This window comes from Streptomyces sp. NPDC033229 (genome assembly GCF_055576875.1).
This window is the reverse complement of record NZ_JBVIQR010000021.1, coordinates 21,170-48,012: the sequence shown is the minus strand read 5'-3', so window position 1 is coordinate 48,012 and position 26,843 is coordinate 21,170. Positions and strand designations below refer to the sequence as shown.

Sequence of the window (26,843 nt, the reverse complement as noted above, 5' to 3'; positions counted from 1 at the left end):
AATGAGTGCCAATTGGTTGTTTGTTGGCTGTGCCTGCTGGGGGGGGGGCTTTTCTGTGGGGTTTTCCCCCAATCGCCGGACGGGCTGGACCAACCCCGTCCGGCGCTTGAGGACACCGCCGCGCAGCGGTGGCACACCCGACCGACTACGGCGTGACCTCGCCCCTCGGAGGCTTCGCCTTTCCGTACAGCCAGGCCTCGAAGAGCTTGCCCAGGTCCTTGCCGGACTTCTTCTCGCACAGCTCGATGAACTGGCGGGTCTCGGCGTTGCCGTGCCGGTGTTCCTTCGTCCAGGTGCGGAGGATGTCGAAGAAGGTCTTGTCGCCGACGGTTTCGCGCACCTTGTGCAGCACCATCGCGCCCCGGCCGTAGACGGGGTCGCCGGACACGTCGTCGGCGGGCGGGCTGCCGGGCGGGAAGTCCCAGATGTACTTGCTGAGTTTGTCGGTGCCGTCGTAGTAGTCCTGGAATATCTTGGCCACGCTCCGGCCGCCGGTCTTCTCCTCCCACATCCACTCGGCGTAGGTCGGGAAGCTCTCGTTGAGCCACATGTCCCGCCAGGTGCGGGGGGAGACGGAGTTGCCGAACCACTGGTGCACCAGCTCGTGCACCACCAGCAGATCGTCGGGCGCGTGCGGGAAGTACGGCTTGCTCTGTGTCTCCAGGGCGTAGCCGATGTCGGGGTTGTTGTCGATGACGGCGCCGGTGCCGCTGAAGGGGTACGGGCCGAAGAGTCCGCTCCCCCACTCGACGACCTCGGGTATGAGCTTCTCGACGCCCTTGCTCCGCTCCGCCTCGTCCGGGTCGACGGCGACGTACACCGGGAGGCCGTTCTTCGCCTTGGTCTCGGAGACGGTGAAGTCCCCTACGGCGACGCTGGCGAGATAGCTGGCCATGGGTTCGGCGGTGTGCCAGGCGAAGGTCGTCCGTCCGTCCTCGGCGACCTTCTTGCGCTTCAACTCGCCGTTGGCCACGGCGGTGAAGCCCTCGGGGACGGTGACGTCGATGTCGTAGGTGGCCTTGTCCGAGGGGTGGTGGTTGCCGGGGAACCAGGTCATCGAGCCCATGGGCTCACCGAGGCTCACCGAACCGTCGTCGGTCTCGACCCAGCCCTCCTTGCCGTCGTCCGCGTCGACGACGCGCTGGGGCTTGCCGTCATAGACGATCTTCGCCTCGAATTCGTGCCCCTTGCCGATCGTCGAGCGGGGCGTCACCGTCAGTTCGTCGCCCTTGCGGGAGACCCGCGCGGACTTTCCGTCGACCAGCGCGGTCCGCACCTTCAAACCCTTGAAGTCGAGGTTGAAGGCGTTCAGATCCTGCTTGGCCCGGGCCTTGACGACGGCGATGCCGTGCAGCCGGTTCCCCTCGGGCACGTAGTCGAGGGTGAGTCCGTAGTGGCGGACGTCATAACCGCCGTTGCCCAGGCGGGGGAAGAGCGGGTCGCCGACGCCCGCCACCCCGGGCTGCCCGGCGGCGGCGGCCACGCCACCGCCGTCGCCCGTACAGGCCGCGACGAGCATCAGGACCACCGGCAGGGCACCACGCAGCAGACGGCGCGGCGCGGGCGCCCGGCGCCCGCCGTCGGACATGTGCTCGTCGGTTCTCATCAGAAGGTGACCCGCTCCAGCCAGAAGTCGAGCAGCTCGCGGTCGCCGAGCACCTCGACACGGTCGGTGTCCGCCGGGAGGCGGCGGTAGAAGACGCGCAGGACGTCGGTGAGCGGCCCACGCAGGGCGACGGCCGCCTTCTCGTGGGCGCGACGCCAGGTGGCACGCTCACCGGTGAGGTCGACGAACCACTCCGCCTCGAGCTCGGCAGGGGTGTCCGTGGCGTGCAGATGAATGGTGCGGCCGGGGCCGAGCAGCTCCTTGAGCTCCGGCTTGCGCTCCACCGTCTGCGGATAGCTGCCGATCTCCAGCCATTCGTCGATGCAGTCCGCCGCGAGATCGGCGTCGAGGGTGAAGTCGAGGCCGGCGGTCAGATACGCGTCGGCCCGGTGGATCACCGTCTCGTGCGCCATCCGGCGGGCCCAGAAGCCCGGCGTCTGCTTCGGTGCCCAGGTCCACACCTCCTCGGCGGGGTCCGCGGCGCGCAGGGTCCGCGCGAGCGCCTCGGCGCCCTCGGCCAGCCACGCGTCGAGCCCGGCCGCGTCGAGCGGGTCCGGGCCGGCCGCGCCGGCGATCGCCTCGGGGGCCACGGGCTCGCTCGCGCGCGTCCGCACGATCGTCTCGGCCCAGCGCTGCGCGCCGCCGACGTGCAGGACCAGCTCGCTGAGCGACCAGTCGGGACAGGTGGGCACGGTCGCGGAGAGGTCGGTGCCGTGCAGTGCCGAACGCAGCAGTCCGGTCTGGGCTTCGACCTCGGAGCAGTAACGGTCGTGACTGAGAAGGCTCATGACGTCACTCTAGAACGGGCCACTGACAACGCCTTGGGCCGGGGCGACTGTTGGGGGCGGCGGTGCGGCTGTGTTCTCTCAGGGTGGCCCGGCGCGGTTCGCTGTGCGACTCGGAGGGGTCCGTTCGGGTGGGGTCCGTTCCCCAGGAACCGCGGTCGTTGTCGCCGTACAAGATTGTCCTCAACCGCCGGACGGGCTGGATTCGCCCCCCGACGGCTGGATTCCCTGCCCGGAACCCGGGTTTACCGCCCGGCGGCTGGAGCCCCGCCCCGGGCGGTTGGATTGCCGACCGGCGCCCGGATTCCCGCCCCGCGGCGGCTCTCCCGCCCCGCTGGCGGGGGCTTCCCGGGCCGGGGCCGGCTTCGACCGTCCGGCTCAGGACTCAGGCGCAGCAGTCCGGTTCCAGGCCGTACGGGAGGCGTTCGCCGCCGAAGACCGTGGTGGTCGCCTCGTCGCCGCCGAGGGCGGCCACGGCCAGGAGCAGTGAGCCGGCGGTCCAGGAGGTGCGTTCCTCCGGCCAGACGGCGTCGTCCTCGTAGACGTAGCCGGTCCAGTACATGCCGTCCTCGGCGCGTAGGTGCTGGATCCACTGGAGGATCGCGACCGCGCGGTCGGACTCGCCCATCGCCCAGAGCGCGAGGGCGAGTTCGCAACTCTCGCCGCCGGTCACCCAGGGCCGGTCGGAGACGCAGCGCACGCCCAGGCCCGGGACGACGAAGCGGTCCCAGCCCGCCTCCAGGCGCTCCTTCGCGGCGGCGCCGGTGACCGCGCCGCCGAGGACCGGGTAGTACCAGTCCATCGAGAAGCGGTCCTTGTCCAGGAACCGCTCGGGGTGGTGCCGGATGGCGTGGCCGAGGAAGCCCGCGGCCAGTTCCCAGTCGGGCTGCGGCTCCTCGCGGTGCTCTGCGATGGCGAGGGCGCAGCGCAGCGCGTGGTGGATGGAGGACGAGCCGGTCAGCAGCGCGTCGTCGACGGGGGTGCCGTCGTCCTCCCGCTTCCAGCCGATCTGGCCGCCGGGCTGTTGCAGGCCCAGGACGAACTCGACGGCGGCGAAGACGGTCGGCCACATGCGGTCGAGGAAGGCGTCGTCGCCGGTGGCGAGGTAGTGGTGCCAGACGCCGACGGCGACGTAGGCGACGAAGTTCGTCTCCCGCCCCCGGTCGGTGGGCTCCTCGGGGTCGCCGTCGGCGTACGCGGCGTACCACGAGCCGTCGGGGTTCTGGTGCTCGGCCAGCCAGCGGTAGGCGGCCTCGGCCCGGTCCCGTTCGCCCGCCACGTCCAGCGCCATCGCGGCCTCGACGTGGTCCCAGGGGTCCAGGTGGTGGCCGCGGAACCAGGGTATGGCGCCGTCGGGGCACTGCGTGGCGGCGATGCCCGCGACGGTCTGCGCGACCTGCTCGGCGGTGAGCACCCCGGCGAGGACGAGGCGCTCGGTACGGCCCGGTGTCGTCACGCTCGCCCCTCGCGGGCAGCGTCCTTGGTGACCTGGGCGGCCGCGGCGTGCGGCTTGGTGGCGTAGGCGACGAAGCTCTTGCCGATGAGGGGGTTGAGGACCTGCTCGGCGAGGCGGGTGGCCCGTGGCTTCTTCATGATGTCCCAGACCAGCAGCTTGTGGTACGCGCGGACCGGCAGCGCTGCGTCTTGACCGTCCTTGCCCACCCCGAAGGCGCACTTGAGCCACCAGTACGGGCTGTGCAGCCCGTGGGCGTGGTGGGTGCCGTACGGCTTGAGGCCCGCCTCGCGCATCCGGTCCAGGAGTTCGTCGCCGCGGTAGATGCGGATGTGGCCGCCTTCGACCTCGTGATAGGCGTCGGAGAGGGCCCAGCAGATCTTCTCCGGGCCGTAGCGCGGCACGGTGACGGCGATACGGCCGCCGGGCTTGAGGACGCGCACCATCTCGGCGAGCACGCCCTTGTCGTCCGGGATGTGCTCCATGACCTCGGAGATGATGACGACGTCGAAGCTGTCGTCGGGGAAGGGCAGGGCCAGCGCGTCGCCCTCCATGGCGGTGGCGGTGGCGCCCGCCGGGGCCTCACCGGCCTCCTTCATGGCGGCGAACCACTTGGCGACCTCGCGGATCTCCTCGCCGTTGCGGTCGAGGGCCACGACCTGCGCGCCCCGCCGGTAGCACTCGAAGGCGTGCCGCCCTGCGCCGCACCCCAGATCGAGGACGCGGTCGCCTGCGGCGAGCGGGAAGCGGGAGAAATCGACGGTCAGCACGGGCTCTGCCTTCTGGCTCGGGGAATGCGTCCTGCGGGGTCGTGAGGGGGCGAAAGCGGGTGGCGGGCGGCCGCCGGTCCAGGGGTCAGGCGGGCTTGCGTCTCGCGGTGGCGCGGGCCGGGGCGCCGCGCCCGGCGCCCCGGTCGGCGATGGCGGCGCGGTAGCGCTCGGCGGTGCCGATGGCGGCCTGCTCCCAGGTGAACCGGGCCAGCACACGCTCGCGGCCCGCGGCGCCCAGCCGGCGGCGCAGTCCCGCGTCGCCGAGCAGCCGGCCCAGCGCGGCGGCGAGCGCCCCCGCGTCACCGGGCGGCACGGCGAGGCACGTCTCGCCGTCGGGGCCGGCGACCTCGGGGATGGCGCCGCCGGTGGTGGCCACCAGCGGCGTGCCGGTCGCCATGGCCTCGGCGGCGGGCAGCGAGAAGCCTTCGTAGAGGGAGGGGACGCAGGCGATCTGCGCCGAGCGGACCAGGTCGACGAGCTCGGCGTCGGTGATGCCCTTGACGAACTCGACGGCCCCCTCGAGCCCGTACCGCTCGATGGCCGCGGCGACCGGGCCGCCCTCGGCGCGCTTGCCGACGACGACGAGGTGGGCGTCGGGGGCCTCCGTACGGACCTTGGCGAGCGCCTCGACGAGGTGGACGAGTCCCTTGAGGGGGACGTCGGCGCTGGAGGTCGTCACGATCCGGCCGGGTACCTCGGCGACGGCCGGGTCCGGGGAGAAGAGCTGGGTGTCGGCGCCGATGTGGACGACGTGGACGCGCTCGTCGCGCACCCCGAGGTGATCGACTATCTCCTGGCGCGAGGAGCCGGAGACGGTGAGCACGGACGGCAGCCGCCGGGCGACGCGCTTCTGCATCCGGGTGAAGCCGTACCAGCGGCGCACGGAGGCGCGGCGCTGCCAGCCGTCGGCGGCGTCGAGGTCCAGCTGCCGGTCGACGGTGATGGGGTGGTGGATGGTGGTGACCAGGGGGGTGCCGAGGTTGCCGAGGAGGCCGTAGCCGAGGGTCTGGTTGTCGTGGACGACGTCGAACTCGCCGCGGCGGGCCAGCAGATGACGGCGGGCGCGCAGGCTGAACGTGAGCGGCTCGGGGAAACCGCCGGTCCACATGGTGCCGACCTCCAGCGCGTCGATCCAGTCGCGGTACTCGTCGCGCCCCGGGGTGCGGAAGGGGTCCGGCTGGCGGTAGAGGTCGAGGCTGGGCAGCTCGGTGAGGCTGACCTTGCCGGGTCCGGTGCCCTCGTCCAGGACGGGATAGGGCTGGGAACCGATGACCTCGACGGTGTGGCCGAGCCGGGCGAGTTCACGGGAGAGGTGGCGTACGTAGACGCCCTGGCCGCCGCAGAACGGGTTCCCCTTGTACGTGAGCATCGCGATGCGCAGCGGTCGGCCGACGTCCTGGTCCAGGAGGTGGGATCTCGTTGCCTCAGCGGCCTCAGCGGTCACTCCCGGCCTCCTTCTCACTGCGATTCCGCCGGAGCGTAACCGGTCGCGGTAATCTAGAACAAGTTTCAGACCGAGTCGTCCAGAAGTCTCGAATCTACCGGCCTCACGGCAACGCGCCGGAGCCGGATCAGGTGATTCGCGCCACGACCCGGCCCCTGCCATGCTGTGCCGTCCGGGCTGTACAGACACCGCTGGATGGATTGCCACGGAATGGGACATATGACGACGGAACCCAAGTCGGCGACCGCATCGGTCGCCATCGCCCCGTCCGGTCTCCCCCTGACCGAGCGTCAGGAGGCGCGGCGCCGCCGGATCCTGCACGCCACCGCCCAGCTGGCCGGCCGCGGCGGCTTCGACGCGGTGCAGATGCGGGAGGTCGCCGAGTCCTCGAGCGTCGCGCTCGGCACGCTCTACCGCTACTTCCCCTCGAAGATCCATCTGCTGGTGGCCACGATGCAGGACCAGCTCCAGCATCTGCACGAGACGCTGCGCAAGCGTCCGCCCACCGAGGAGGAGCCCGCCGCCCGGGTCGCGCAGACGCTGATGCGGGCGTTCCGCGCGATGCAACGCGAGCCGCATCTGGCCGACGCGATGGTGCGCGCCCTCACGTTCGCCGACCGGTCGGTGAGCGCCGAGGTCGACGCGGCCTCCCGGCTGACGACGACGATCATCCTGGACGCGATGGGCCTGACCGTCCCGCCCACCCCCGCGCAGCTCTCGGCCGTGCGGGTCATCGAGCACACCTGGCACTCGGCGCTGATCACCTGGCTGTCGGGGCGGGCCTCCATCGCCCAGGTGAAGATAGACATCGAGACGGTCTGCCGGCTGATCGACCTGACGTCGGCGGCCGACGGCCCGACGGCGGGCACGGGGAGCGCGACGGGCGCGGCGGCGGGAACAGCGGGCGCGGCAGGCGCGGCGGGCGGCGGGCGCGTCAAGTCGGGTCGTACCCCTACGAGTCACACCAAGTCGGGCCGCGCCAAACGGCGCTGACCGCCGCGTACGACCACCTTCCCGCTCCGGCGTCCATGCGCAGGGGGAGGCGCATTCGCTCACACTTGGGGCGCACGCCGCGAGTTTCGTGCGCCCTTGCGCCCCCCGCACGTTCGGTTTCGGCACCCGTGACAGTGGCACACGCCGGTAAGTATTTACCGACGTGCCCGACGTAGCGCTCGCTACCCGGGGAGCGCGAGCGGGGAGAGGCGGGAACGTGATCCGGGTCCTTCTGGTGCACGACACCTATCTGCTGAGGACGGCGCTGGCAGCGCTGATCGGTAGGGAGACCGATCTCGAGGTCTCCTCGACGTCCTGGCCGGGAGCCGTCGCGACCTCGCGGACGCTGCGGCCCCAGGTGTGCGTGGTGGACATGGACAGCCCCGACGCGGTCGGCCCGCGCGGCATCCGGGAGCTGTCCCGCCGATGTTACGAAGGGGGCGACGGTTTCTCCCTGCTGGCCCTGGCGAGCGCGGGACGGCCGGGCCCCCTGCGCCGGGCCTATGAGGAGAGGGCCCTGGGGTTCTTGAGCAAAAACGCTTCTCCCGATCGGCTGGTCGAGGGCATCCGGCGTGTCGCCAAGGGCGAGCGCTACGTCGACGAGTCACTCGGCTTCGGCTTTCTGGAGGCGTCGGAAATGCCGCTGACGCGACGCGAACTCAGCGTGTTATCGCTGGCCGCCGAGGGCGCCTCCATCGGGGAGATCGCCCGCAGTCTGTGTCTGTCGAACGGGACCGTGCGCAACTACATGGCCGCCATCACCCGCAAGACCGGCGCCCGCAACCGGGTGGACGCCATACGGATCTCCCAGTGCGCGGGGTGGGTGTAGCCGGGGCCGCGGGCCGGGCAGCGTGCCTGGGTCAGACGTGCCCCGCGTGCCAGCGCCCCACCAGATCGCGGTAGAGGACCGAGGAGTCGAGCAGTTCGTCGTGGCGCCCGCAGACGGCGTGGGCGCCGTCCATCACCAGCACCCGGTCGGCCCTGCGCGCGGAGCTGATCCGGTGCGCCACCACGATCAGGGTGCCGGGCCGCTCGGCGAAGGCGCGCTCGGCGCGCGCTTCCGCCGCCGGGTCCAGATAGCAGGTCGCCTCGTCCAGCAGCACGAGCGGCGCGGGGGACAGATGGGCCCGGCCCAGCGCGATGAGCTGCCGCTCCCCCTGTGACAGCGCGGCCGGGTCGACCTGTGCGTCCAGCCCGCCCAGCCGCTCCACCAGCCCTTCGAGGCCCACGGCCGCCACCGATGCCGCGACGGCCGCCGGGGGCGCCCCGCCGGGGCGGAGGTAGAGCAGGTTCTCCCGGACGGTGGCGGTGAAGACATAGGCCTGCTGGGGGATCAGCACCCGCTGCCGCGCCCACTCCCGGCCCGGGGCCGCCGCCGGCCCGGCCACGGGCTCCCCCGCCACCCGCACCTCGCCCCGGTCCGGGGTGAGCAGCCCCGCGACGAGTCCCGTCAGGGTGGACTTGCCGATGCCGCTGGGGCCGACCACCACCAGGTGCTCGCCTGGCTCCACCACGAGGTCGAGGTCCCGGACGACGGGGTGGGCGCGCGGCCCGTAGGCGAAGGTGACCGACCGCAACTCGACGCGCGGCGGCTGCGCGGGCGCCGCCGGCGCCCCCTCGTCGCCGTGCGCGGGCAGGTCGCCGTCGGCACCCGAGGTGAGGCGGTCGAGCACCACCAGCAGCCGGGTGCCCGCCGCTCCGAGCGCGTTCATCAGGGTGTGCAGGGCGGGCAGCAGCGCCTGGACGAGGTAGGTGAGCGCGCCGAGCAGCTCGCCCGCGGTCAGGCCCCGGTCGAGCAGCCAGGGCGCGGCGACGAGCAGCAGCACCACCGGCAACTGCCCGGCCACGCCGAGCGCCAGGGCCCGGACCGCCGCCCACCCGGCGAGCGAACGGGCCGCCCGGACCTCGGCGGCGATCAGCGCGTCCGCCCGTCCGGTGGCCTGCCGCTCCGCCCCGCACGCCACCACGTCGCGCAGCCCCTCGGCGAGCGCGCCGAACTCGGTGGACATGCGTTCGTCGGCGCCGAGGAAGTCCTGCTGCCGGTCGGCCATCGGTGCCAGGGTGGCCACGAACAGCGCCAGGCCCAGCAGCAGGGGCGGCACGACGACCAGCAGCAGGAGCGGCGCGAGGGAGGCGAGGCCCAGCAACGCCCCGGCCGCGGTGAAGACGAACGAGCGGGCCACCAGCACCAGCCCCGCGAAGCTGTCGCGGGCCAGCTCGGTCTGGTGGGTCAGCCGGGAGACCACGGCGCTGTCCGCCCGCCCCCCGCCGCTCACAGCCTCCCCCAGCGACCGGCTCACCACCCGGCGCACCAGCCCGTCCCGGAGCGGCTCCACGAGGTCGGCCAGCCCGCGGAACACCCCGCCGGTGGCGAGTCCGCCGACGACGATCGTCACGGCGGCGAGCGCCAGCCAGCCGAGTCCGACGCCGGGCCGGCCCGCCAGGAATCCGTCGTCGAGGGCGCGGGCCACGCTGTAGCCGCCGAGGAAGGTCTGCGCGGACTCCAGCAGGGACCAGCCGCCGAGCGTCAGCAGCACGCGCTTGCGGCACGCCAGGAAGCGTTTGGCCTTCGGCAGGACGCGGCGGGCGGGACCGGGCCGCGTGCGGGTGCCGGTCACCGGACCGCACCCCGCCCGGCGGGCTGCCTCCCGGCGGGGGCGGCGGCCCCGGCCCGGCCGAGTCCCGGCGGAGTGGTCCGCCACGTCGCAGCAGCGACGGTGCCCTGAGCGCGCCCTCGCCCCGGGCGGACGACCCACACGGCCTTCCGCAGGATGCGGCGGGCGGGACCGGGCCGCGTGCGGGTGTCGGCCACCGGGCCGCGCCTCGCCTGTTCACCCGGAGGTACAACCCACACGCTGTCACTCACCGGCCCGCCCCCGTTCCGTCGGCACGCTCGGCTTCCGGCTCGGCCGGCTCGGCCGACTCCTCCGGCTCGTCCGCGAACACCGCCCGGTAGTCGGCCAGTTCCCACAGCTCCTCGTGCGGGCCCACGGCGCGGATGCGGCCGTTCTCCAGCCAGGCGACGCGGTCCGCGCGGGCCGCCGAGGAGACGCGGTGCGCGATCAGCAGCCGGGTGCCCGCCCGGACCTCGCCGACCAGTGCCCGCCCCACCTGAACCTCCGTGACGCTGTCCAGGCTGGAGGTGGCGTCGTCGAGCACCAGCAGCCGGCCCGCGTGGGCGAAGGCCCGGGCCAGGCCGAGGCGTTGCAGCTCGCCGCCCGACAGCGGCGCGTCGGCGAGGGGGGTGTCGTACCCGCGCGGGAGCAACCGGATGAAGCGGTCCGCGCTGGCCGCCCGCGCGGCGGCCTCGACGGCGGGCCCGTCGGGGGCGTACGCCCCGAAGGCGACGGCCCCCCCGACCGTGTCACCGAACAGCGCGGGCCGCTCGAAGGCGTACCCGATCTCCCGCCGCAGCTCTGCGGGGTCCGCCTCGGTCAGGGGCACGCCGTCGAGCAGCACCTGCCCGCTGCCGGGGTCGGTCAGCCGGCCGGCGACGGCGGCCAGGACGGACTTGCCCGCGCCGGAGCGGCCGACGACGGCCGTCGTGGTACCGCCGGGGACCACCAGGTCGACGCCGCGCAGCACCTCGCAGCCACCGCGGGTGACGCTCACGCCCCTCAGTTCGAGCCGGCCGGGGCCGTCCGGGGGCAGGGGCCTGGTGCCGTACGGCATGGCGGGCAGCGCCAGGAGTTCGGCGGCGCGCCGGGCGGCGGCGCGGCTGCGCACCAGGGAGTTGAGCCGGCCGATGACGGAGCCGACACCGGCGGCGAGCGCCGCGTAACGGGTGGCGGCCAGCAGTTCGCCGACGCTCAGGTCACCGGCGGCGAGGCGCACCCCGCCGACCGCGAGGACGGCCGTCTGCAGCAGCGGCACCAGGATGCCGCCCTGGACGACGGCCCGCCCGTACACCTGCCACATGCGCCGCCCCTGGGCGCTCAGTTCGGGCAGCGGTGCGAGGACCCGGTCGCGCTCGCGCCGGGCGGTGCCGGCGGCGGCGACGGTACGGGCACCGCCGAGGGCCTCGACGAGCCGGGCGGCGAGTTCGCCCTGGACGCGCTGGTAGCGCGAGACGCTGTCGGAGGAGCTGCGGGCGAAGGCACGCAGGAAGAGGAACAGCGCCGGTGCCCCGGCGAGGAAGACGGCGGCCAGCCAGAGGTCGATGAAGGCGAGGGCGATCAGCCCGCCGAGCGGGGTGATCAGCGCGGCGACGCCGGTGGCGGCGGTCGTCGGGGCGGTGCCCGCCTCGGCCGCGTTGCCGGTCAGCCGGGTGACAAGGTCGCCGGGGGTGAAGCGGGAGGCGTGGTGCGGGCCGGCGGCGAGCAGACCCCGGACACCGAGGCGGCGGAGCCAGGAGCCGCCGCGCGCGTTCGTGGTGCCGGTGACGAAGGCCGTCAGAGCTTCGAGGAGGACTTCGGCGCTGATCAGGGCCGCGCACAGGGCCGTCCAGAGGTACGGCGAGGGGCCGTTGGCAAGGATCAGGTCGAGGGTGTGGCCGAGCGCGGCGGGCAGGGCGAGCGCACAGCCCGCGGTCACCGTGCTGAGCAGGCAGATCACGGCGGTGCGGCCGACGCTGTGCCGGGCGGCGGCCAGCAGCAGCCGGTCGGCGTCCGATGCGTCGGTGTCGTGTGCCTGCGCGGTGTCGTGTGCCCGTGCGTCATCGCGCGCCCGAGCGTTGTCGACCGCCCGTGCGTCCTCGTTCACCCGAGCGTCCTCGTTCACCGTTGCGTCGTCGTGCGCCCGGCCCCGGGCGGGGGGCCTGCGTTCGTCGGCCGCCGGTGCGGGGTCCGTGGCTCTGGGTGTGCGGGGCGTCGTGGCCATACGCGGTGGGTCCTCGTCCGTGGGCGTGGCCAGGGGCGCGAACCGGCCCCGGGCGGCGATGCGCCCGGGACCGGTTCGACCGTGCGTGGGTTACGTCACCACGATCGTGGCGTGGCGGTCTGCGACCGCCGTGCCCGCGATCAGTTGCAGGTGACGACCGACAGGCTGCTGTCACCACAGAGCAGCAGGCTGGCGCGGCTGCCGCCACCGCCGCCGCCCAGCTCGTTGGTCACCTCGGTCTTGGGGGTCTCCATCGTCTGCAGGTCGAGAAGGGTCATGTCAGTTCCTCTCACTTGTGGGGACGGGGTGTTTTTCTGTACGACCCCGAAGGGCCGGCTCTGGGGGCCGCCGGAGCGGCGGGAGGAAGGGCAGGTGCACCGGTGTGGGGTGCAAGGCGCTGCCCAGGGCGAGCAGACAACCGGCGGTGCCGGTGGACAGGTCCATCGACAGACGCATCATCTGCTCGCCGGGGAAGGCCAGATGGCCCTGGAAGGGCACGGCGCCCCAGGACAGGGAGCCGATCTGGCGGTGCAGGTCTGCGGGGGCGGTGCCGGGTCCGGCGGCCGTGGTGCGGCTCAGGTAGAGCACCATGCCCGCGGTGCCCCGGAAGAGGCCGGGCTGCGCGTAGAAGGTCGCCTGGGCGGCCCGGACGATCCGGCCCCGCGCCTGCTCGAACTCCGGGTCGGGCCGGTGGGCGAGGTAGTCGTCGAGCAGCATGCCGATGCCGACGCTTCCGGCGCCGAGGTAGGGCATGGTGCGCCAGCCCTCGTCGACCTGGAGGACGTCGCCCACGCCGAGGACGCAGCGGGCGAGGTCACGGCGCAGGGCGTCGGCGGCGCGGTCGAGGAGTGTCGGGTCACCGGTGCGTTCGTAGAGGCGCAGCAGGAGCAGGGCCGTGCCGGTGGCGCCGTGGAGCAGACCGGCGCGGGGCTTGCCGCCCGCTTCGGCGACCGGCTTGGCCATGACCAGTTCCGCGCAGCGCAGGGCCGCGTCGTGGAGGGCGCTCTCGCCCGTGGTCGTGGCCAGGGAGTCGAGGGCGAGGCCGAGGCCGGCGAGGCCGCTGTGCAGGTCGGGGGCGATCTGGTCCCAGTTCTGGGCGGTGATCGTCTCGGCGAGTTCCAGGGCACGGGCGCGGTGGCCGAGCCGTTCGAGGACCCAGGCGACGCCGGCGAGTCCGTCGTAGAAGCCGAGGGGGGTGCCGGGCCGGGGGCTCTTGGTGTGGCGCAGCAGCCATTCCTCGGCGTCGCCGCACCGCTCGCGCCCGCCGGTGGCGTCCAGGGCGTACAGCACGCCGGCCGCGCCGTGGGCGAAGCAGATGCCGCCGCCGGTGGCGAACTGGGCGATGTCGCCGGGGAAGTAGCGATCCTCGCGCTGGGGGGTGGCCGAGGCGAGGACGGCCTCCGTCATGGAGTCGCGGCTGCGCGGCCAGTCGGCGAGGTCGACGGGCAGGTAGTCGGCGGCGGTGGCCGATCCCCCCGGCGGCCCGTCGAGCCCCCGTGCGGCACGCGCGGTACGCGGCCCGTGGACGATCTCCGCGACGGCCTCGTCGAAGTAGCCGGGCGGCACCGGGAACTGCTCGCGTGCCGTCTGTGCCAGGTGTGCCGCCTTGTGCGGGTCGACGGCGAACAGGCTCGTCAGCGGCAGGAAAAGGGCGATGCGCAGACAGGCCAGGGCGTAGCGGTCGACGTCGAAGCCCTTGCGGTCGGCCGGGGCGACGAAGCCGGGGTTGGCGATGGTCTGGCGGCGGCCCTCGTCGATGTGCGCGGCGGCCTCGAAGTCGAGGAGGACCACCGACTCCTCGTCCTCGGCGACCATGATGTTGAACAGGTGCAGGTCGTTGAAGACGATGCCGCGCGCGTGGACGGCGTCGACGGCCTCCTCGACCAGCCGGTACAGCCGCATCGCCCAGTCCGTGTAGGCGGCCAGGGCCTCGGCGCCGGGGTCCGGGTCGACGAGCGGGTGCCGCCGGGCGAAGAAGGTGTTGAGCGGCCGGCCCTCGACGAATTCGAGGACCAGGAAGTGGTGGTCGCCGAGGGTGAAGTAGTCGTGCACCTCGGGGGTGTACGGCAGCCCCGACAGCGCGCGCAGGGCGTCCCGTTCGCGTTCCAGCCGGGTCACCGCGTCGGCGCCGTCGGCGGCCAGGCCCGCGTGCGGGCGGCCTTCCTTGAGGACGACCTGCCGGTTCGTGCGCAGGTCGGTGCCGACGTAGACGCCACCGCCGTTGGAGAAGTGCAGGGCGCGGTCGATCCGGTACGGGATGTCGCTGACCGTCGTCGCCGAGCGGGCGGCGAGGTGCGGGGCGAGGAAGTCGGGGAGGGTGATCCAGTCGGGGACGTGGAAGGCCGGGTCCCGGCGGTCGGGCACGAGCACCCCGTCGGCGTTCTCGACGGCCGGGCGCAGCTCGCCCTTGTCGTCGTAGCAGTGCCGCTCGGTGAAGCTGCCGTACCGCACGTACACCGGCCCGTCGCCCCAGCGCAGGTCGGTGAGGATGTAGGGGCCCGCCTCGCCGGTCAGCAGGGCGTCGAGGTCCTCGGCGACGGCCCGGCACTGCGCGTCGTCGGCGGGGTAGACGGTGATGAACTTCCCGCTGCCGCCCCGGTCGGCGTACTTGGCGTTGCGGGTGTGCAGGAGGTACGGGCTCGGCACGCACTTGAAGGCGATGCGCCGCGGTACGCAGTAGTCCCAGACGGCGGCGAGGATCCGCTCGGCGTTGTCCAGGCACGCGGAGACGTGGATCTTCCAGCCCTGGTTGGGCAGTTGGGCGTCGAGCGGCCGGAACGCCCTCCAGTCGCCGGAGTCGTGGCGCTGCCAGTCGGCGGGGGGCTCGCGGCGGGCGGTCGCGTAGAAGGCGGTGGGGCCGTCGCCGTCGGTGGGCAGGCGGTGCGGGGCGTCGTAGAACCGGCGATCCGCGTCGCAGTAGACGGCGTAGCCCTTGTTCATCGCACTCCCTCGTCCGGTGACGTCGTGAGGGTTCCACGGCGTCACCGGGAGGGGACAGTCGCATATGTCATGAACCCGCTATGAGGAACGCACGAGTAACAAGACAACTCGTGTTCCGGTTGTGGGCTCTCCCGGTTCCGGTTGCCTGTGCGACCCCGGGGCCCCGGTCATGCGTCCTCGGGCGGGAAGACCGCGGCGCCGTCGCCGAGAGCCCGGAGGGTGATGGCCTCGACGGGGCAGCTCTCCGCGGCGGCGCGTACGGGCGCGCCGCGTCGGTCTCCGGTTCGACAGGGTGGGACTGCCGGGCCGTGTCGAGCCGGAACGCCCACGGCGCGATCCCCGCGCACATCCCCGATCCGACGCAGACGCTCCGGTCGACCTCCACGTGCCAGCGCTCGGCCATCACGGCGCCTCGTGACCGGCGGGGAGATGGATCGTCTTGTGTTCCATATAGGCGGCGAAGCCCTCCGGCCCGAACTCCCGCCCCAGACCGGAGTTCTTGTAGCCGCCGAAGGGGCCGAGCATGTCGAGGCTGAAGGTGTTCACGCAGTACGTGCCGGTGCGCACCCGTCGCGCGACGTCGATGCCGCGCTCGACGTCGCGGGTCCAGACGCTGCCGGAGAGACCGTAGTCGGAGTCGTCGGCGATGCGGACGGCCTCCTCCTCGTCCTCGTACGGCAGGAGGCAGACGACGGGGCCGAAGATCTCCTCGCGGGCGATCCGCATCGTGTTGGCGACGTCGCCGAAGAGGGTGGGCTCGACGTACCACCCGCTGTCCTGTCCGGCGGGTCGGCCGCCCCCGGCGAGGACCTTGGCGCCCTCGCGCTGCCCGAGCGCGATGTAGTCCAGCGACCGGCGCCGCTGGCGCTCCGCGACGAGCGGGCCGACCTGGGTGGCGGGGTCCAGTGGGTCGCCGACGACGAAGGCGGACGCGGCGGCGGCGAAGCGCTCGGCGAGTTCGTCGTAGTGGGCGCGGGGCGCCAGGACGCGGGTCTGGGCGACGCAGGTCTGGCCGTTGTTCATCCAGGCGGCGGGCACGATGCCGGCGACGGCCGCGTCGAGGTCCGCGTCGGGGAGGATGACGGCGGCGGACTTGCCGCCGAGCTCCAGGGTGACGCGGGTGAGGTTGCGGGCGGCGGTCGCCATGACACGCCGGCCCGCCTCCACGGAGCCGGTGAAGGACACCTTGTCGATGCCGGGGTGCCCGACGAGGTACTCGCCGGTCTCCCGGCCGGCGGGCAGGATCGACAGCACGCCTTCGGGCAGTCCCGCCCCGGCGACGATCTCCGCGAGCAGATAGGCGTCCAGCGGCGTCTCCGGGGACGGCTTGAGGACGACCGAACAGCCGGCCAGCAGCGCGGGCGCGAGCTTGGCGGCCGCCACGAACTGCGGCGCGTTCCACGGCACGACGGCCGCCACGACCCCGACCGGCTCCCGCCGCACGAGCAGCGGCCCGAGGACACCGGCCCGCCGTTCCTCGTAGGGGAAGTCCCGGGCGACGGTGATGGCGCAGTCCCAGACCATCATGGCGCCGAGCGCCTGCCCGAGGACGCTCCAGGAGTAGGGGGACCCGTTCTGCGCGGAGACGACCCGGGCGATCTCCTCGTGCCGGGCGGCGATCGCGTCCTTGATCCGCGTGACGACCTCGATCCGCTCGGCGAGGGGCCGCTCGGCCCAGACGCCGGAGTCGAAGGAGGTGCGGGCGGCGGCGACAGCCCGGTCGACGTCCTTGCGGCAGGCGTGCGGGACCCGCCCGATGACGGCTTCGGTGTGCGGGGAGACGACGTCGATGGTGTCCGTACCGGCCGGATCGACCATCACCCCGCCGATGAAGAGCTGCCCGTGCTCGATGAGTCCAGCCATGTCCCGCCGCCTCCCGGCTTCCGCCTCGCGCCGCATACCTGACGCTGTATCAGGAGTGGTACCAGTACGGGCTTGCGGGGGCAATGCCCCCGGGCACCGGGCACCCTGGACGGCCGCCCCGGCCCGCCGGGGCTCAGCCCCGGGCCCGGTCCTCAAGCGCCGGACGGGCTTGAAACAAGCCCGTCCGGCGCTTGAGGACATCAGTGACCGGCACCCCCGTCGTGCTGCCGCTCCCGGCGGACCACCGCCGCTCGGCACAGGCCGCGGACAACCACGCCATCCGCCGGGAGGGCATTCGTGGCGGTATCAGACGCCCGTAAAGCGACAGCTAAAGTGTGCGTGACAACTTCATCCCGCCTCGGAACGGGGAAAGCCGGTGCGAATCCGGCGCTGACCCGCAACCGTGAGCGCGGCCCGCACCCCCGTGCGGCCGGGCGAGCCGGAGCTCCCGCTCCGTGGCGGCGCAGGTCCCCGGAGCCGGTCGTGCCGCGTGCGGTGCCGTCCGGACACCGGCACCGTCGAGGTATGCGGAGCCGACGTCCCGGTGCCACCGCGCGAGTGCGCGGCTGGGCTGCCGTGCGAGGCTGTGCACCACCCGTAGCACCCAGCCGTATGCCGCCCACCGCAGTGAGACACCCACCGAGAGGCACCGACTTCCCATGGCCCCCTCCTTCGCCGTCCACGCGCGCCGCGGCGCCGCGGCCCTGGCCACCGCGGCCGTCCTCAGCGCGGCCGTGGCCCCTGCCGCGTTCGCCGACGGCTCACCGTCCCCGGCCACCGCCCCGGGGCTGTACGGCAAGAAGGACCCGCAGTTCGACGGTGTCTTCCGGCAGTCCCTGGCCCTCCTCGCGCAGAAGGCGACGGATGTCGCCCCGCCGAAGCAGGCCACCGACTGGCTCGCGGGGCAGCAGTGCGCGGACGGCGGCTTCGCCGCGTACCGCGCGGACACGGCCAAGGCGTGCGACCCCAAGGCCGGTGAGTTCACCGACCAGACCGCCCTCGCCGTGCAGGGCCTCGCGGCCACCGGCGGGCACGGCGACGCGGTGAAGAAGGGCCTGGGCTGGCTCAAGGCCCACCAGAACGAGGACGGCGGCTGGGGCATGGGCCCCGGCTCCCCCAGCGACCCCAACTCCACCTCCACCGCGATCGGCGCGTACGCGGCCACCGGCCAGGACCCCGCCAAGGTGACGGCCAAGGGCGGCAAGAACCCCTACGACGCGCTGATCGGCTTCCAGCTCGGCTGTGACCAGAAGGAGGACGAGCGGGGCGTCTTCGCCTACCCGGACCAGAAGGGCAAGCTCACCCCCAACGACCTGGCCACCACCGCCGCCGCGCTGGCCGCGCTCGGCAAGGGCTACCTCGTCGCGCCCGCCAAGGGCGGCGACATGCCCGTCAAGCCGCTCGAGTGCGCCGACGACGAGTCGGCCGAGCCCAAGGGCGCGCCGTCCGCCGGTGCCGCCGCGGCCGCCTACCTGGCCGCGAAGCTCGAGGCGAACAACGGCGCCCTGAAGTCCGCCATGCCGCAGGGCGGGGCCGATCCGGCCCTCACCGCCGACGCCACCCTCGCCCTCGCGGCGGGGGGCCACCGCGACGCCGCGGCCAAGCCGCTGAAGTGGCTCGGCGACGGCGCCAACAAGACCGTCGACTGGGCCAAGGGCGACCCCGGCCGTCTCTCCAAGCTCGTGCTCGCCGTGCACGCCGCCGGTGCCAACCCGCGTGACTTCGCCGGCGTCGACCTGGTGCAGCAGTTGACCGCGACCGGTCCCAAGGCGGAGGCTTCTCCGTCATCGACGGAGACCAAGGACGAGAAGAAGAAGGACGACGACACCATCGGCATCTGGTGGATCGTCGGCATCTTCTTCGTCGCGAGCGTCGGCGTCGGCTTCCTGATCAGCGGCCGCAACAAGAAGCAGCAGCTGTGACGGTGGCGCGTTCCGCCGCGCGAGCCGTCGGCGCGCTGATGGTCGCCGGGCTCCTCGCCGTCCTGGGGGCCGTGCCCGCGCAGGCGGCGGGGTACCGGTACTGGTCGTTCTGGGAGCACACCGACAGCGGCTGGGCGTACGCCACCCAGGGACCATCGGTGCTGCGGCCGGACGACGGGGACACCATCGGCTTCCGGTTCGCGGTCAGCGAGGACTCCGCGCACGCCGCGAAACCCCGCGACAAGGGCGACTTCGCGGCGATCTGCGCCGCCACGCCCGCGAAGGACGGCAGCAAGCGCGTCGCGGTCGTCGTCGACTTCGGCATACCCGAGCACGCCCCCGGTGGCGAGCGCCCGCCCCGGCAACGCACCGCGTGCGCGCAGGTCGGTGAGGACGCCGGCGCCGGTGACGCGCTGGCGGCCGTCGCCAAACCGCTGCGCTACAACTCCGCCGCCCTGCTGTGCGCCATCGCGGGCTACCCGAAGTCGGGCTGCGGTGAGCAGGTGGGCGCGCAGGAGTCCGGGCAGCGGCCGTCCGCCTCCGAGAAGTCCGGCGAGTCCGGCAAGTCCGACGGCGGGGACGACGGCGGTCCTTCCGCGGGTCTGCTCGTCGGTATCGCCGCCGTGGTCGTCCTCGGCGGCGCCGCCGTGTGGCAGGCCCGCCGCCGCGCATGAGTGAGCCGACCCCGCCGCGCGCCGGCGGCCACCGGACCGGCCGGGCGCGCTCCGAGCGGACGGGCCCCGCGCCCGTCACCGCACGGGCGTCCGCGCTGCACGCGGGCGCCTGGTGGATATGGGCGCTCGGGCTCGCCACCGCCGCCTCGCGCACGACGAATCCGCTGCTGCTCGGCCTGCTGGTCGCCGTCGCCGGATACGTGGTGGCCGCGCGCCGCACGGACGCGCCGTGGGCGCGCTCGTACGGGGCGTTCCTCAAGCTCGGGCTGGCCGTGATCGTCATCCGGCTGGTGTTCGCGATCGTGCTCGGCTCGCCGATCCCGGGCACGCACATCCTCGTCACCCTCCCCGAGGTCCCGCTCCCCCACTGGGCGAAAGGGGTGCGGATCGGCGGCCGGGTGACCGCCGAGGGGCTGGTCTTCGCGCTGTACGACGGCTTGAAGCTGGCCACGCTGCTGGTCTGCGTCGGCGCGGCGAACGCGCTCGCCAACCCGGCCCGGCTGCTGAAGTCCCTGCCGGCCGCACTGTACGAGGCGGGGGTGGCCATCGTCGTCGCGATGACCTTCGCGCCCAACCTCGTCGCGGACGTCCAGCGGCTGCGTGCCGCCCGCCGACTGCGCGGCCGCCCGGACCGGGGCCTCAAGGCCCTGCTCCAGGTGGGGCTGCCGGTGTTGGAGGGAGCGCTGGAACGTTCGGTGGCGCTGGCGGCGGCCATGGACGCGCGCGGTTACGGCCGCAGCGCCGAGGTCCCGCGCGCCGTCCGGCACACCACGACGGCGCTGACGCTGGGCGGACTGCTGGGCGTCTGCGCCGGTACGTACGGACTGCTCGCCGACCAGGGCGCGGGCTACGGCCTGACGGTGCTGGTGGCCGGACTCGCCGCCGCGCTGGCGGGCCTGTGGCTGGGCGGCCGCCGCTCGGTCCGCACCCGCTACCGGCCCGACCGGTGGGGCACGCGCGCGTGGCTGGTGTCCGGCTCGGGCGTGGCGGTCGCTGCCTTGACGATCTGGGCGAGCTCGTACGCCCCGCAGGCCCTGCACCCCTCGGCCGTGCCGCTGACCTCGCCGCAGCTGCCGCTGTGGCCGGCGGCGTCGATCCTGCTGGGCCTGCTGCCGGCGTTCGTGGCGCCGAGGCCGGCCGGGCAACCCACCCACACACCCCACTCCGAGGAGACCCGGTGATCCGCTTCGAGCAGGTGTCGGTCACCTACGACGACGCCGCAGCCCCCTCATTGCAGGGGGTGGACCTCACTGTCCCCGAAGGGGAGCTGTGTCTGCTCGTCGGGCCGTCCGGCGTCGGCAAGTCGACACTGCTGGGCACCGTCAGCGGGCTCGTGCCGCACTTCACCGGCGGCACCCTGCACGGCCGGGTCACCGTCGCGGGCCGTGACACCCGCACGCACCGGCCGCGCGAGCTCGCCGACGTCGTCGGCACCGTCGGCCAGGACCCGCTGGCCCACTTCGTCACCGACACCGTCGAGGACGAGCTCGCGTACGGCATGGAGTCCCTGGGCCTCGCGCCCGACGTGATGCGCCGCCGCGTCGAGGAGACCCTGGACCTGCTGGGGCTCGCCACCCTGCGTGACCGCCCCATCGCCACCCTTTCCGGCGGGCAACAGCAGCGCGTCGCGATCGGCTCGGTGCTGACCACCCACCCCAAGGTGCTGGTCCTCGACGAGCCGACCTCCGCGCTGGACCCCGGCGCGGCCGAGGAGGTCCTCGCCGTGCTCCAGCGCCTCGTGCACGACCTCGGCACGACGGTCCTGCTGGCCGAGCACCGGCTGGAACGGGTCGTGCAGTACGCGGACCAGGTGATCCTGCTGCCCGCGCCGGGCGCGGCCCCCGTCGTCGGGGACCCCGCCGAGATCATGGCCGTCTCGCCCGTCCACCCGCCCGTGGTCGCCCTGGGCCGGCTCGCGGGCTGGTCGCCGCTGCCCCTGTCCGTCCGGGACGCGCGCCGCAAGGCCGCCCCGCTGCGGGAGCGGCTGGCCGGGCTGGACGCCCCCGTCGCCCCGGAAGCCGCATCGGTCACCGACGGCCTCGCGCCCGCGTCGGTGACCCGGCTCGGCGTCCGGCACGGCCGGGTCACCGCTCTGCACGACGTGGAGCTGACCGTACGGGCCGGGGAGACCGTCGCGCTGATGGGCCGCAACGGCGCGGGCAAGTCGACGCTGCTGCGCACGCTGGTCGGCATGCACAAGCCCGCCTCGGGCTCGGTGCGGGTCGGTGGCGTGATCCCGCAGAGCACGGCCCCCGCCGAGCTGCTGCGCCACGTCGGCCTCGTGCCCCAGGAGCCGCGCGACCTGCTCTACGCCGACACCGTCGCGGCGGAGTGCGAGGCCGCCGACGGTGACGCGGCGGCGGCGCCGGGCACCTGCCGGGCCCTGGTCTCCGAGCTGCTGCCGGACGTGTCCGACACGACCCACCCCCGCGATCTGTCCGAGGGCCAGCGGCTGGCGCTCGCGCTCGCCGTGGTGCTGACGGCGCGCCCCCCGCTGATCCTGCTCGACGAGCCGACCCGCGGCCTCGACTACGCGGCCAAGGCCCGCCTGGTGGAGATCCTGCGCGCCCTGGCCACCGAGGGCCACGCGATCGTCCTGGCCACGCACGATGTGGAACTGGCGGCGGAGCTGGCGCACCGGGTGGTCGTCATCGCCGACGGAGAGATCGTCGCGGACGGCCCGACCGCGGAGGTCGTGGTCTCCTCCCCGGCCTTCGCCCCCCAGGTGGCGAAGATCCTCGCCCCGTCCCCATGGCTCACGGTGCCGCAGGTACGCGATGCCTTGCAGGAGGCACCGTGACGACCGAGGAACCGGCAGAATCAGCCCGTCCGGCGTTTGAGGACGAACCCAGGCCCGAAAATCAAGCCCGTCCGGCGTTTGAGGACCGGGGTCCGGGGCGGAGCCCCGGCATGGACCGCCAGGCGCGAGCCGTCCGCCTCGGCCCGAGATCCATCGCCGTACTGGCACTCGTCTCAGCGACAGGCGTAGCCGCCTTCGGCTGGCCACTGCTCGCGGACACCGCCTCCGGCCTCGCCCACTCCAAGGACGCCCCCTGGCTCTTCGCGGCGCTGCTGCCGCTGCTGCTCGCCGTGGTGGCGGCGACCATCGCCGACGCGGGTCTGGACGCGAAGGCCATCGCGATGCTGGGCGTGCTGGCCGCGGCGGGCGCGGCCCTGCGGCCGCTGGGGGCGGGGACGGCCGGCATCGAGCCGATGTTCTTCCTCATGGTGCTGTCCGGGCGGGTGCTCGGACCCGGCTTCGGGTTCGTCCTCGGCTCGGTGTCGATGTTCGCGTCCGCGCTGCTGACGGGCGGGGTGGGGCCGTGGATGCCGTTCCAGATGCTGGCCATGGGGTGGGTGGCGATGGGCGCGGGCCTGCTGCCCGGGCCAAACCGGCTGCGGGGGCGCCGGGAGCTGGTGCTGCTCGCCGGATACGGGGCGGTGGCGTCCCTCCTCTACGGCACGATCATGAACCTCCAGGGCTGGCCCTACATCGGCTCCCTCGCCACGGGCGTCTCCTTCGTCCCCGGCGACCCGCTCCCCGAGAACCTCGCCCGCTTCGTCGCGTACTGCCTGGCGACGTCCCTGGGCTGGGACGTGCCCCGGGCGATCGTGACGGTGACGGCGACCCTCGCCCTGGGCCCCACCGTGCTGAAGGCCCTGCGCCGCGCCACCCGTCGCGCGGCCTTCGACGCGCCGGTGCGCTTCGAGGACGCCGAAACGGACCGCAAGTAATACCTGCAATCGAACTGCGGGGATTACCGATTTGTGAACGCCCCCACGTGACCCCGTTCACATACGACCCCGCTTCGTACGCCCGGACACCCTTCCACGAACGCCCCGATGTCCCGCTCGCCCGCCCCCGTCCTGCGAGGCCGGCTAGTAGAGGGGGGTCGTTGCCAGGCCGCGCCGCGTCGTCCATGGTCGGTTGAGTCGCCGGAGCGCAAGTCGGCCCGGCGGCGGCCCATGTCCCCCACGGAAGGTTCCTACGTGACGTTCTCGACCATCAGCCGTGCCGCCTCCCGCAAGCTGGCCACCGTCGCCGGTGCCGCCCTCGCCCTGGGTACCGCCGGAGTCGTGTTCGCCTCCGTGCCGGCTCAGGCCGCGACCGCGGCCCCGAAGGCCGCCGCGCAGGAGACCGCCAAGCAGATGATCAAGGACTCCGCGCAGTTCCAGTGCTTCAGCAAGATCGTGGAGCACGAGAGCGGCTGGAACCACAAGGCGACCAACGCCGGCAGCGGCGCCTACGGCCTGGTCCAGGCGCTGCCCGGTTCGAAGATGGCCTCGGCCGGCTCCGACTGGCAGACCAACCCCGCCACCCAGATCAAGTGGGGCCTGGACTACATGAAGGACCGCTACGGCAGCCCCTGTGGCGCCTGGGCCTTCTGGCAGACCCACAACTGGTACTGATAGAAGCTGCCCCGGACGGGCTGCTGGTGGCTGAGCTCAGCCACAAGCAGCCCGTCCGGCGTTTGAGGACGCGCCCGCAGGGCGCCCGCCGCCGCAGGCGGCAAGACGGCCCGCAGTCCGCAGGACAACCCGCGCTACAGCCGCTGAATGATCGTGCCCGTGGCCTGCGCCCCGCCCGCGCACATCGTGATGAGCGCGAATTCCTTGTCCGCGCGCTCCAGCTCGTGCAGCGCGGTGACGATCAGCCGCGCCCCCGTGGCACCCACCGGGTGGCCGAGCGCTATCGCGCCGCCGTTGACGTTGACCTTCTCCAGGTCCTGGTCGAAGACCTGCGCCCAGGACAGCACCACGGACGCGAAGGCCTCATTGACCTCCACCAGGTCGATGTCCCGCAGCGACATGCCCGCCTTGCCGAGCACGGCCCGTGTGGCGTCGACGGGCCCGTCGAGATGGAAGTGCGGATCCGCGCCGACCAGGGCCTGGGCGACGATCCGGGCGCGGGGGCGCAGTTTCAGGGCGCGGGCCATGCGCTTGGAGGCCCACATCAGGGCCGCGGCCCCGTCGGATATCTGCGAGGAGTTCCCGGCGGTGTGGACCGCCGTCGGCATGACGGGCTTGAGTTGGGCGAGCGCCTCCGCGCTGGTGTCGCGTAACCCCTCGTCGCGGTCGACGAGCCGCCACATGCCCTGCCCGGCGTACTGCTCCTCCTCGGTGGTGGGTACCTGGACCGCGAAGACCTCCCGCTTGAAGCGCTCCTCGGCCCAGGCCCGGGCCGCCCGCTCCTGCGAGAGCAGCCCGAGCGCGTCGACCCGCTCACGGGTCAGACCGCGCTTGCGGGCGATTCGCTCGGCCGCCTCGAACTGGTTGGGCAGATCGACGTTCCACTCGTCGGGGAAGGGCTTGCCCGGTCCGTGCTTGGAGCCGCTGCCCAGCGGGACCCGGCTCATGGCCTCGACGCCGCAGGCGATGCCGATGTCGATGACCCCGCCCGCGACCATGTTGGCCACCAGGTGGTTGGCCTGCTGGGAGGAGCCGCACTGGGCGTCCACGGTGCTGGCGGCGGTCTCGTAGGGCAGGCCCATGGCGAGCCAGGCGGTGCGTGCCGGGTTCATCGACTGCTCACCGGCGTGCGTGACGGTGCCGCCGACGATCTGCTCGACGCAGTCGGGCTGGATGCCGGTGCGGGCGATGACTTCTCGGTAGGTCTCCCCCAGCAGATAGGCGGGGTGGAGATTGGCGAGCGCCCCCTGACGCTTGCCGATGGGGGTGCGCACGGCTTCGACGATGACGGGTTCCGCGGCCATTGACTCGTCCTCTCGTGGGCGCCGCGGGACGTCCCGGCGCCCACGGAGCTGTCTCTTCCCGGGGCCCTGCCTGACCACCACCGACCCCTGGCCGAACTGGTACGCGTTCTAGTTCCGCTCGCAGTCTTATGACTGCCACCTCGGTACGCAAGAGTCGCGCAACCACCGCGTGCGCAACAGATGGCGTCGTCGGCCTTGCCTCCTTCGGGACCCGTCGTTACCTTCGGGCATTTCTGATGGGCCGTCAGCAATGACGGCAGCGATGCCGTCAGGAACGGAGTGCCCGATGCCTTGTCCCGCGCTGCCCGAGGGCTTCGACCTCACCGACCCCGATCTCTACCGGCACCGGGTACCGCTCCCGGAGTTCGCGGCGCTGCGCCGGACGGCGCCCGTCTGGTGGAACGCCCAGCGGCGCGGCGTCGCGGGCTTCGACGACGAGGGCTTCTGGGCCGTCACCCGGCACGCGGACGTCCGGGAGGTGTCCACCCGGCCGGAGGACTTCTCCGCCGGGCTGAACACCTCCGTGATCCGCTTCAGCGAGCACATCGGGCGCGACGAGATCGAAGCGCAGCGACTGATGATGCTCAACATGGACCCGCCCGAACACACCCGGGTCCGCCAGATCGTCCAGCGCGGTTTCACCCCGCGCTCGGTGCGCGCCCTGGAGGCGGCCCTGCGCGAGCGGGCGGGCGCCATCGCGGCGCGGGCACGTGAGCGCGGCAGCGGCGACTTCGTCGCCGACATCGCCTGCGAACTGCCCCTGCAGGCCATCGCCGAGCTGATCGGCATCCCCCAGGACGACCGGGCGCGGATCTTCGACTGGTCCAACAAGATGATCGGCTACGACGACCCCGAGCTGGCCATCACCGAGGAGATCGGCGCCGAGGCCGCGGCGGAGCTCATCGCGTACGCCATGAGCCTCGCCGCCGACCGCGCGAAGTGCCCGGCGCGGGACATCGTGAGCCGGCTGGTGGCAGCCGAGGGCGAGGGCAATCTGGGCTCCGACGAGTTCGGCTTCTTCGTCCTGCTGCTGGCCGTCGCGGGCAACGAGACCACGCGCAACGCCATCAGCCACGGCATGCACGCCTTCCTCACCCACCCCGAGCAGTGGGACCTCTACCGGCGGGAGCGGCCGGTGACGGCGGCGGAGGAGATCGTGCGGTGGGCGACACCGGTCGTCTCCTTCCAGCGCACGGCCACCCGCGACACCGAACTGTCGGGCACCCGGATCGCGGCAGGTCAGCGCGTCGGCCTCTTCTACGCCTCCGCCAATCACGACCCCGAGGTCTTCGACGCCCCCGAGAACTTCGACATCACCCGCGACCCCAACCCCCATCTCGGCTTCGGCGGCGGCGGTCCGCACTTCTGCCTCGGCAAGTCACTGGCCGTCATGGAGATCGACCTTGTCTTCAACGCGATCGCCGACACCCTCCCGGACATCCAACTCGCGGGTCAGCCAAGGCGGTTGAGGTCGGCCTGGCTGAACGGGATCAAGGAGCTGCGGGTGCGGTACGCCTAGCCGTGTCCGGCGGATCACGGGGGGCGCACCACCGCTGCGGGGCGGCGTCCAACAATCGCCGGACGGGCTCGATTGGGCTGAGCTCAGCCCTTAGCAGTCCGTCCGGCGCTTGAGGACACGCCCGCAGGGCGCTCACCCCCAACTGACCCTGGATAGGCCGGAATCGGTCCGTACCAGAACCTTGTCAGCCGTCAGGCGCGGACTTACTCTCGGGTACACCTTCGAGGGTGGCATGTTCGATACGTCGCGTGTGCGCCGCACCCCACGACCGTCGCGCCGCACGAGCTCCGCACCGTATGCCCGTCGCATGCCGCCGTGATCGGTATCGCGCACCGCAAGAGC

At 73.2% G+C, this 26,843-nt stretch carries 19 protein-coding genes, 2 pseudogenes and 1 riboswitch; of the genes and pseudogenes, 9 read left to right on the top strand and 12 right to left on the bottom strand.

Features of this window, described 5'->3' with window-relative positions; all coding sequences use genetic code 11:
• Positions 1-145: 145 nt before the first annotated feature.
• The 5 genes from ACZ53N_RS19645 to ACZ53N_RS19625 all read right to left on the bottom strand — a co-directional run bounded on the left by ACZ53N_RS19645 (position 146) and on the right by ACZ53N_RS19625 (position 6,058).
• Positions 146-1,606 (bottom strand): M1 family metallopeptidase, encoded by a 1,461-nt coding sequence (locus ACZ53N_RS19645; protein WP_469142098.1) that lies wholly within the window; start codon positions 1,604-1,606, stop codon positions 146-148.
• The gene (locus tag ACZ53N_RS19640; RefSeq protein WP_469142097.1) at positions 1,606-2,394 is read right to left on the bottom strand and encodes a maleylpyruvate isomerase family mycothiol-dependent enzyme; all 789 of its coding nucleotides are present in this window, start codon (positions 2,392-2,394) and stop codon (positions 1,606-1,608) included. The genes ACZ53N_RS19645 and ACZ53N_RS19640 overlap by 1 nt, the downstream gene beginning before the upstream one ends.
• A 382-nt stretch (positions 2,395-2,776) precedes the next feature.
• Positions 2,777-3,847 (bottom strand): prenyltransferase/squalene oxidase repeat-containing protein, encoded by a 1,071-nt coding sequence (locus ACZ53N_RS19635; RefSeq protein ID WP_469142096.1) that lies wholly within the window; start codon positions 3,845-3,847, stop codon positions 2,777-2,779.
• Entirely contained in the window at positions 3,844-4,614 is a 771-nt protein-coding gene (locus ACZ53N_RS19630; protein ID WP_469142095.1) for a class I SAM-dependent methyltransferase, read from the bottom strand. The genes ACZ53N_RS19635 and ACZ53N_RS19630 overlap by 4 nt, the downstream gene beginning before the upstream one ends.
• Positions 4,615-4,699: 85 nt before the next feature.
• Positions 4,700-6,058 (bottom strand): glycosyltransferase family 4 protein, encoded by a 1,359-nt coding sequence (locus ACZ53N_RS19625; protein ID WP_469142094.1) that lies wholly within the window; start codon positions 6,056-6,058, stop codon positions 4,700-4,702.
• Between the two features lie 219 nt (positions 6,059-6,277).
• On the opposite strand from ACZ53N_RS19625, the pseudogene ACZ53N_RS19620 reads away from it, so the two are divergent.
• A pseudogene (locus ACZ53N_RS19620) lies at positions 6,278-6,901 on the top strand (TetR family transcriptional regulator); the annotation flags it as partial.
• A 367-nt stretch (positions 6,902-7,268) separates the two neighbouring features.
• Positions 7,269-7,880 carry a LuxR C-terminal-related transcriptional regulator gene (locus ACZ53N_RS19615; protein WP_469142093.1) on the top strand — a complete coding sequence of 204 codons (612 nt, stop codon included), beginning with the start codon at positions 7,269-7,271 and terminating at the stop codon, positions 7,878-7,880.
• A 31-nt stretch (positions 7,881-7,911) separates the two neighbouring features.
• Here ACZ53N_RS19615 and ACZ53N_RS19610 read toward each other — a convergent pair whose 3' ends face one another.
• The 6 genes and pseudogenes from ACZ53N_RS19610 to ACZ53N_RS19585 form a co-directional block, all read right to left on the bottom strand.
• Entirely contained in the window at positions 7,912-9,669 is a 1,758-nt protein-coding gene (locus ACZ53N_RS19610; protein WP_469142092.1) for an ATP-binding cassette domain-containing protein, read from the bottom strand.
• 244 nt (positions 9,670-9,913) lie between these two features.
• A complete protein-coding gene (locus ACZ53N_RS19605; protein ID WP_469142091.1) occupies positions 9,914-11,869 on the bottom strand; it encodes an ABC transporter ATP-binding protein in 1,956 nt (651 codons plus the stop codon).
• Positions 11,870-12,009: 140 nt separating this feature from the next.
• Complete coding sequence (locus ACZ53N_RS19600; RefSeq protein WP_469142090.1) at positions 12,010-12,147, bottom strand: SapB/AmfS family lanthipeptide; 138 nt, start codon at positions 12,145-12,147, stop codon at positions 12,010-12,012.
• 1 nt (position 12,148) lies between these two features.
• A complete protein-coding gene (lanKC, locus tag ACZ53N_RS19595; RefSeq protein WP_469142089.1) occupies positions 12,149-14,809 on the bottom strand; it encodes a class III lanthionine synthetase LanKC in 2,661 nt (886 codons plus the stop codon).
• 167 nt (positions 14,810-14,976) lie between these two features.
• Positions 14,977-15,212 (bottom strand): annotated as a pseudogene (locus ACZ53N_RS19590) (ferredoxin).
• Positions 15,212-16,672, bottom strand: a complete 1,461-nt coding sequence (locus ACZ53N_RS19585) for an aldehyde dehydrogenase (protein WP_469142088.1) — start codon at positions 16,670-16,672, stop codon at positions 15,212-15,214. Before ACZ53N_RS19585 ends, ACZ53N_RS19590 begins: the two are co-directional and overlap by 1 nt.
• A gap of 318 nt (positions 16,673-16,990) precedes the next feature.
• Positions 16,991-17,108, top strand: a riboswitch (cobalamin riboswitch).
• A gap of 223 nt (positions 17,109-17,331) precedes the next feature.
• Here ACZ53N_RS19585 and ACZ53N_RS19580 point away from each other — a divergent pair.
• From ACZ53N_RS19580 to ACZ53N_RS19555, 6 genes are all read left to right on the top strand, one after another.
• Positions 17,332-18,594, top strand: a complete 1,263-nt coding sequence (locus ACZ53N_RS19580; RefSeq protein WP_469142087.1) for a prenyltransferase/squalene oxidase repeat-containing protein — start codon at positions 17,332-17,334, stop codon at positions 18,592-18,594.
• Positions 18,591-19,268 (top strand): SCO2322 family protein, encoded by a 678-nt coding sequence (locus ACZ53N_RS19575; protein WP_469142086.1) that lies wholly within the window; start codon positions 18,591-18,593, stop codon positions 19,266-19,268. Before ACZ53N_RS19580 ends, ACZ53N_RS19575 begins: the two co-directional genes overlap by 4 nt.
• On the top strand, positions 19,265-20,449 hold the full coding sequence (locus ACZ53N_RS19570) for a CbiQ family ECF transporter T component (RefSeq protein WP_469142085.1): 1,185 nt from the start codon (positions 19,265-19,267) through the stop codon (positions 20,447-20,449). Before ACZ53N_RS19575 ends, ACZ53N_RS19570 begins: the two co-directional genes overlap by 4 nt.
• Positions 20,446-22,068, top strand: a complete 1,623-nt coding sequence (locus ACZ53N_RS19565; protein ID WP_469142084.1) for an ABC transporter ATP-binding protein — start codon at positions 20,446-20,448, stop codon at positions 22,066-22,068. Before ACZ53N_RS19570 ends, ACZ53N_RS19565 begins: the two co-directional genes overlap by 4 nt.
• A 110-nt stretch (positions 22,069-22,178) precedes the next feature.
• Positions 22,179-23,003, top strand: a complete 825-nt coding sequence (locus ACZ53N_RS19560; RefSeq protein ID WP_469142083.1) for an ECF transporter S component — start codon at positions 22,179-22,181, stop codon at positions 23,001-23,003.
• Between the two features lie 255 nt (positions 23,004-23,258).
• On the top strand, positions 23,259-23,678 hold the full coding sequence (locus tag ACZ53N_RS19555) for an aggregation-promoting factor C-terminal-like domain-containing protein (protein ID WP_242626008.1): 420 nt from the start codon (positions 23,259-23,261) through the stop codon (positions 23,676-23,678).
• A gap of 134 nt (positions 23,679-23,812) precedes the next feature.
• Here the strand turns inward: ACZ53N_RS19555 and ACZ53N_RS19550 are convergent, their stop codons facing one another.
• Complete coding sequence (locus ACZ53N_RS19550; protein WP_469142082.1) at positions 23,813-24,982, bottom strand: steroid 3-ketoacyl-CoA thiolase; 1,170 nt, start codon at positions 24,980-24,982, stop codon at positions 23,813-23,815.
• Positions 24,983-25,268: 286 nt separating this feature from the next.
• Here ACZ53N_RS19550 and ACZ53N_RS19545 point away from each other — a divergent pair, with 286 nt between their 5' ends.
• Entirely contained in the window at positions 25,269-26,501 is a 1,233-nt protein-coding gene (locus ACZ53N_RS19545) for a cytochrome P450 (protein ID WP_469142081.1), read from the top strand.
• Positions 26,502-26,843 lie beyond the last annotated feature (342 nt).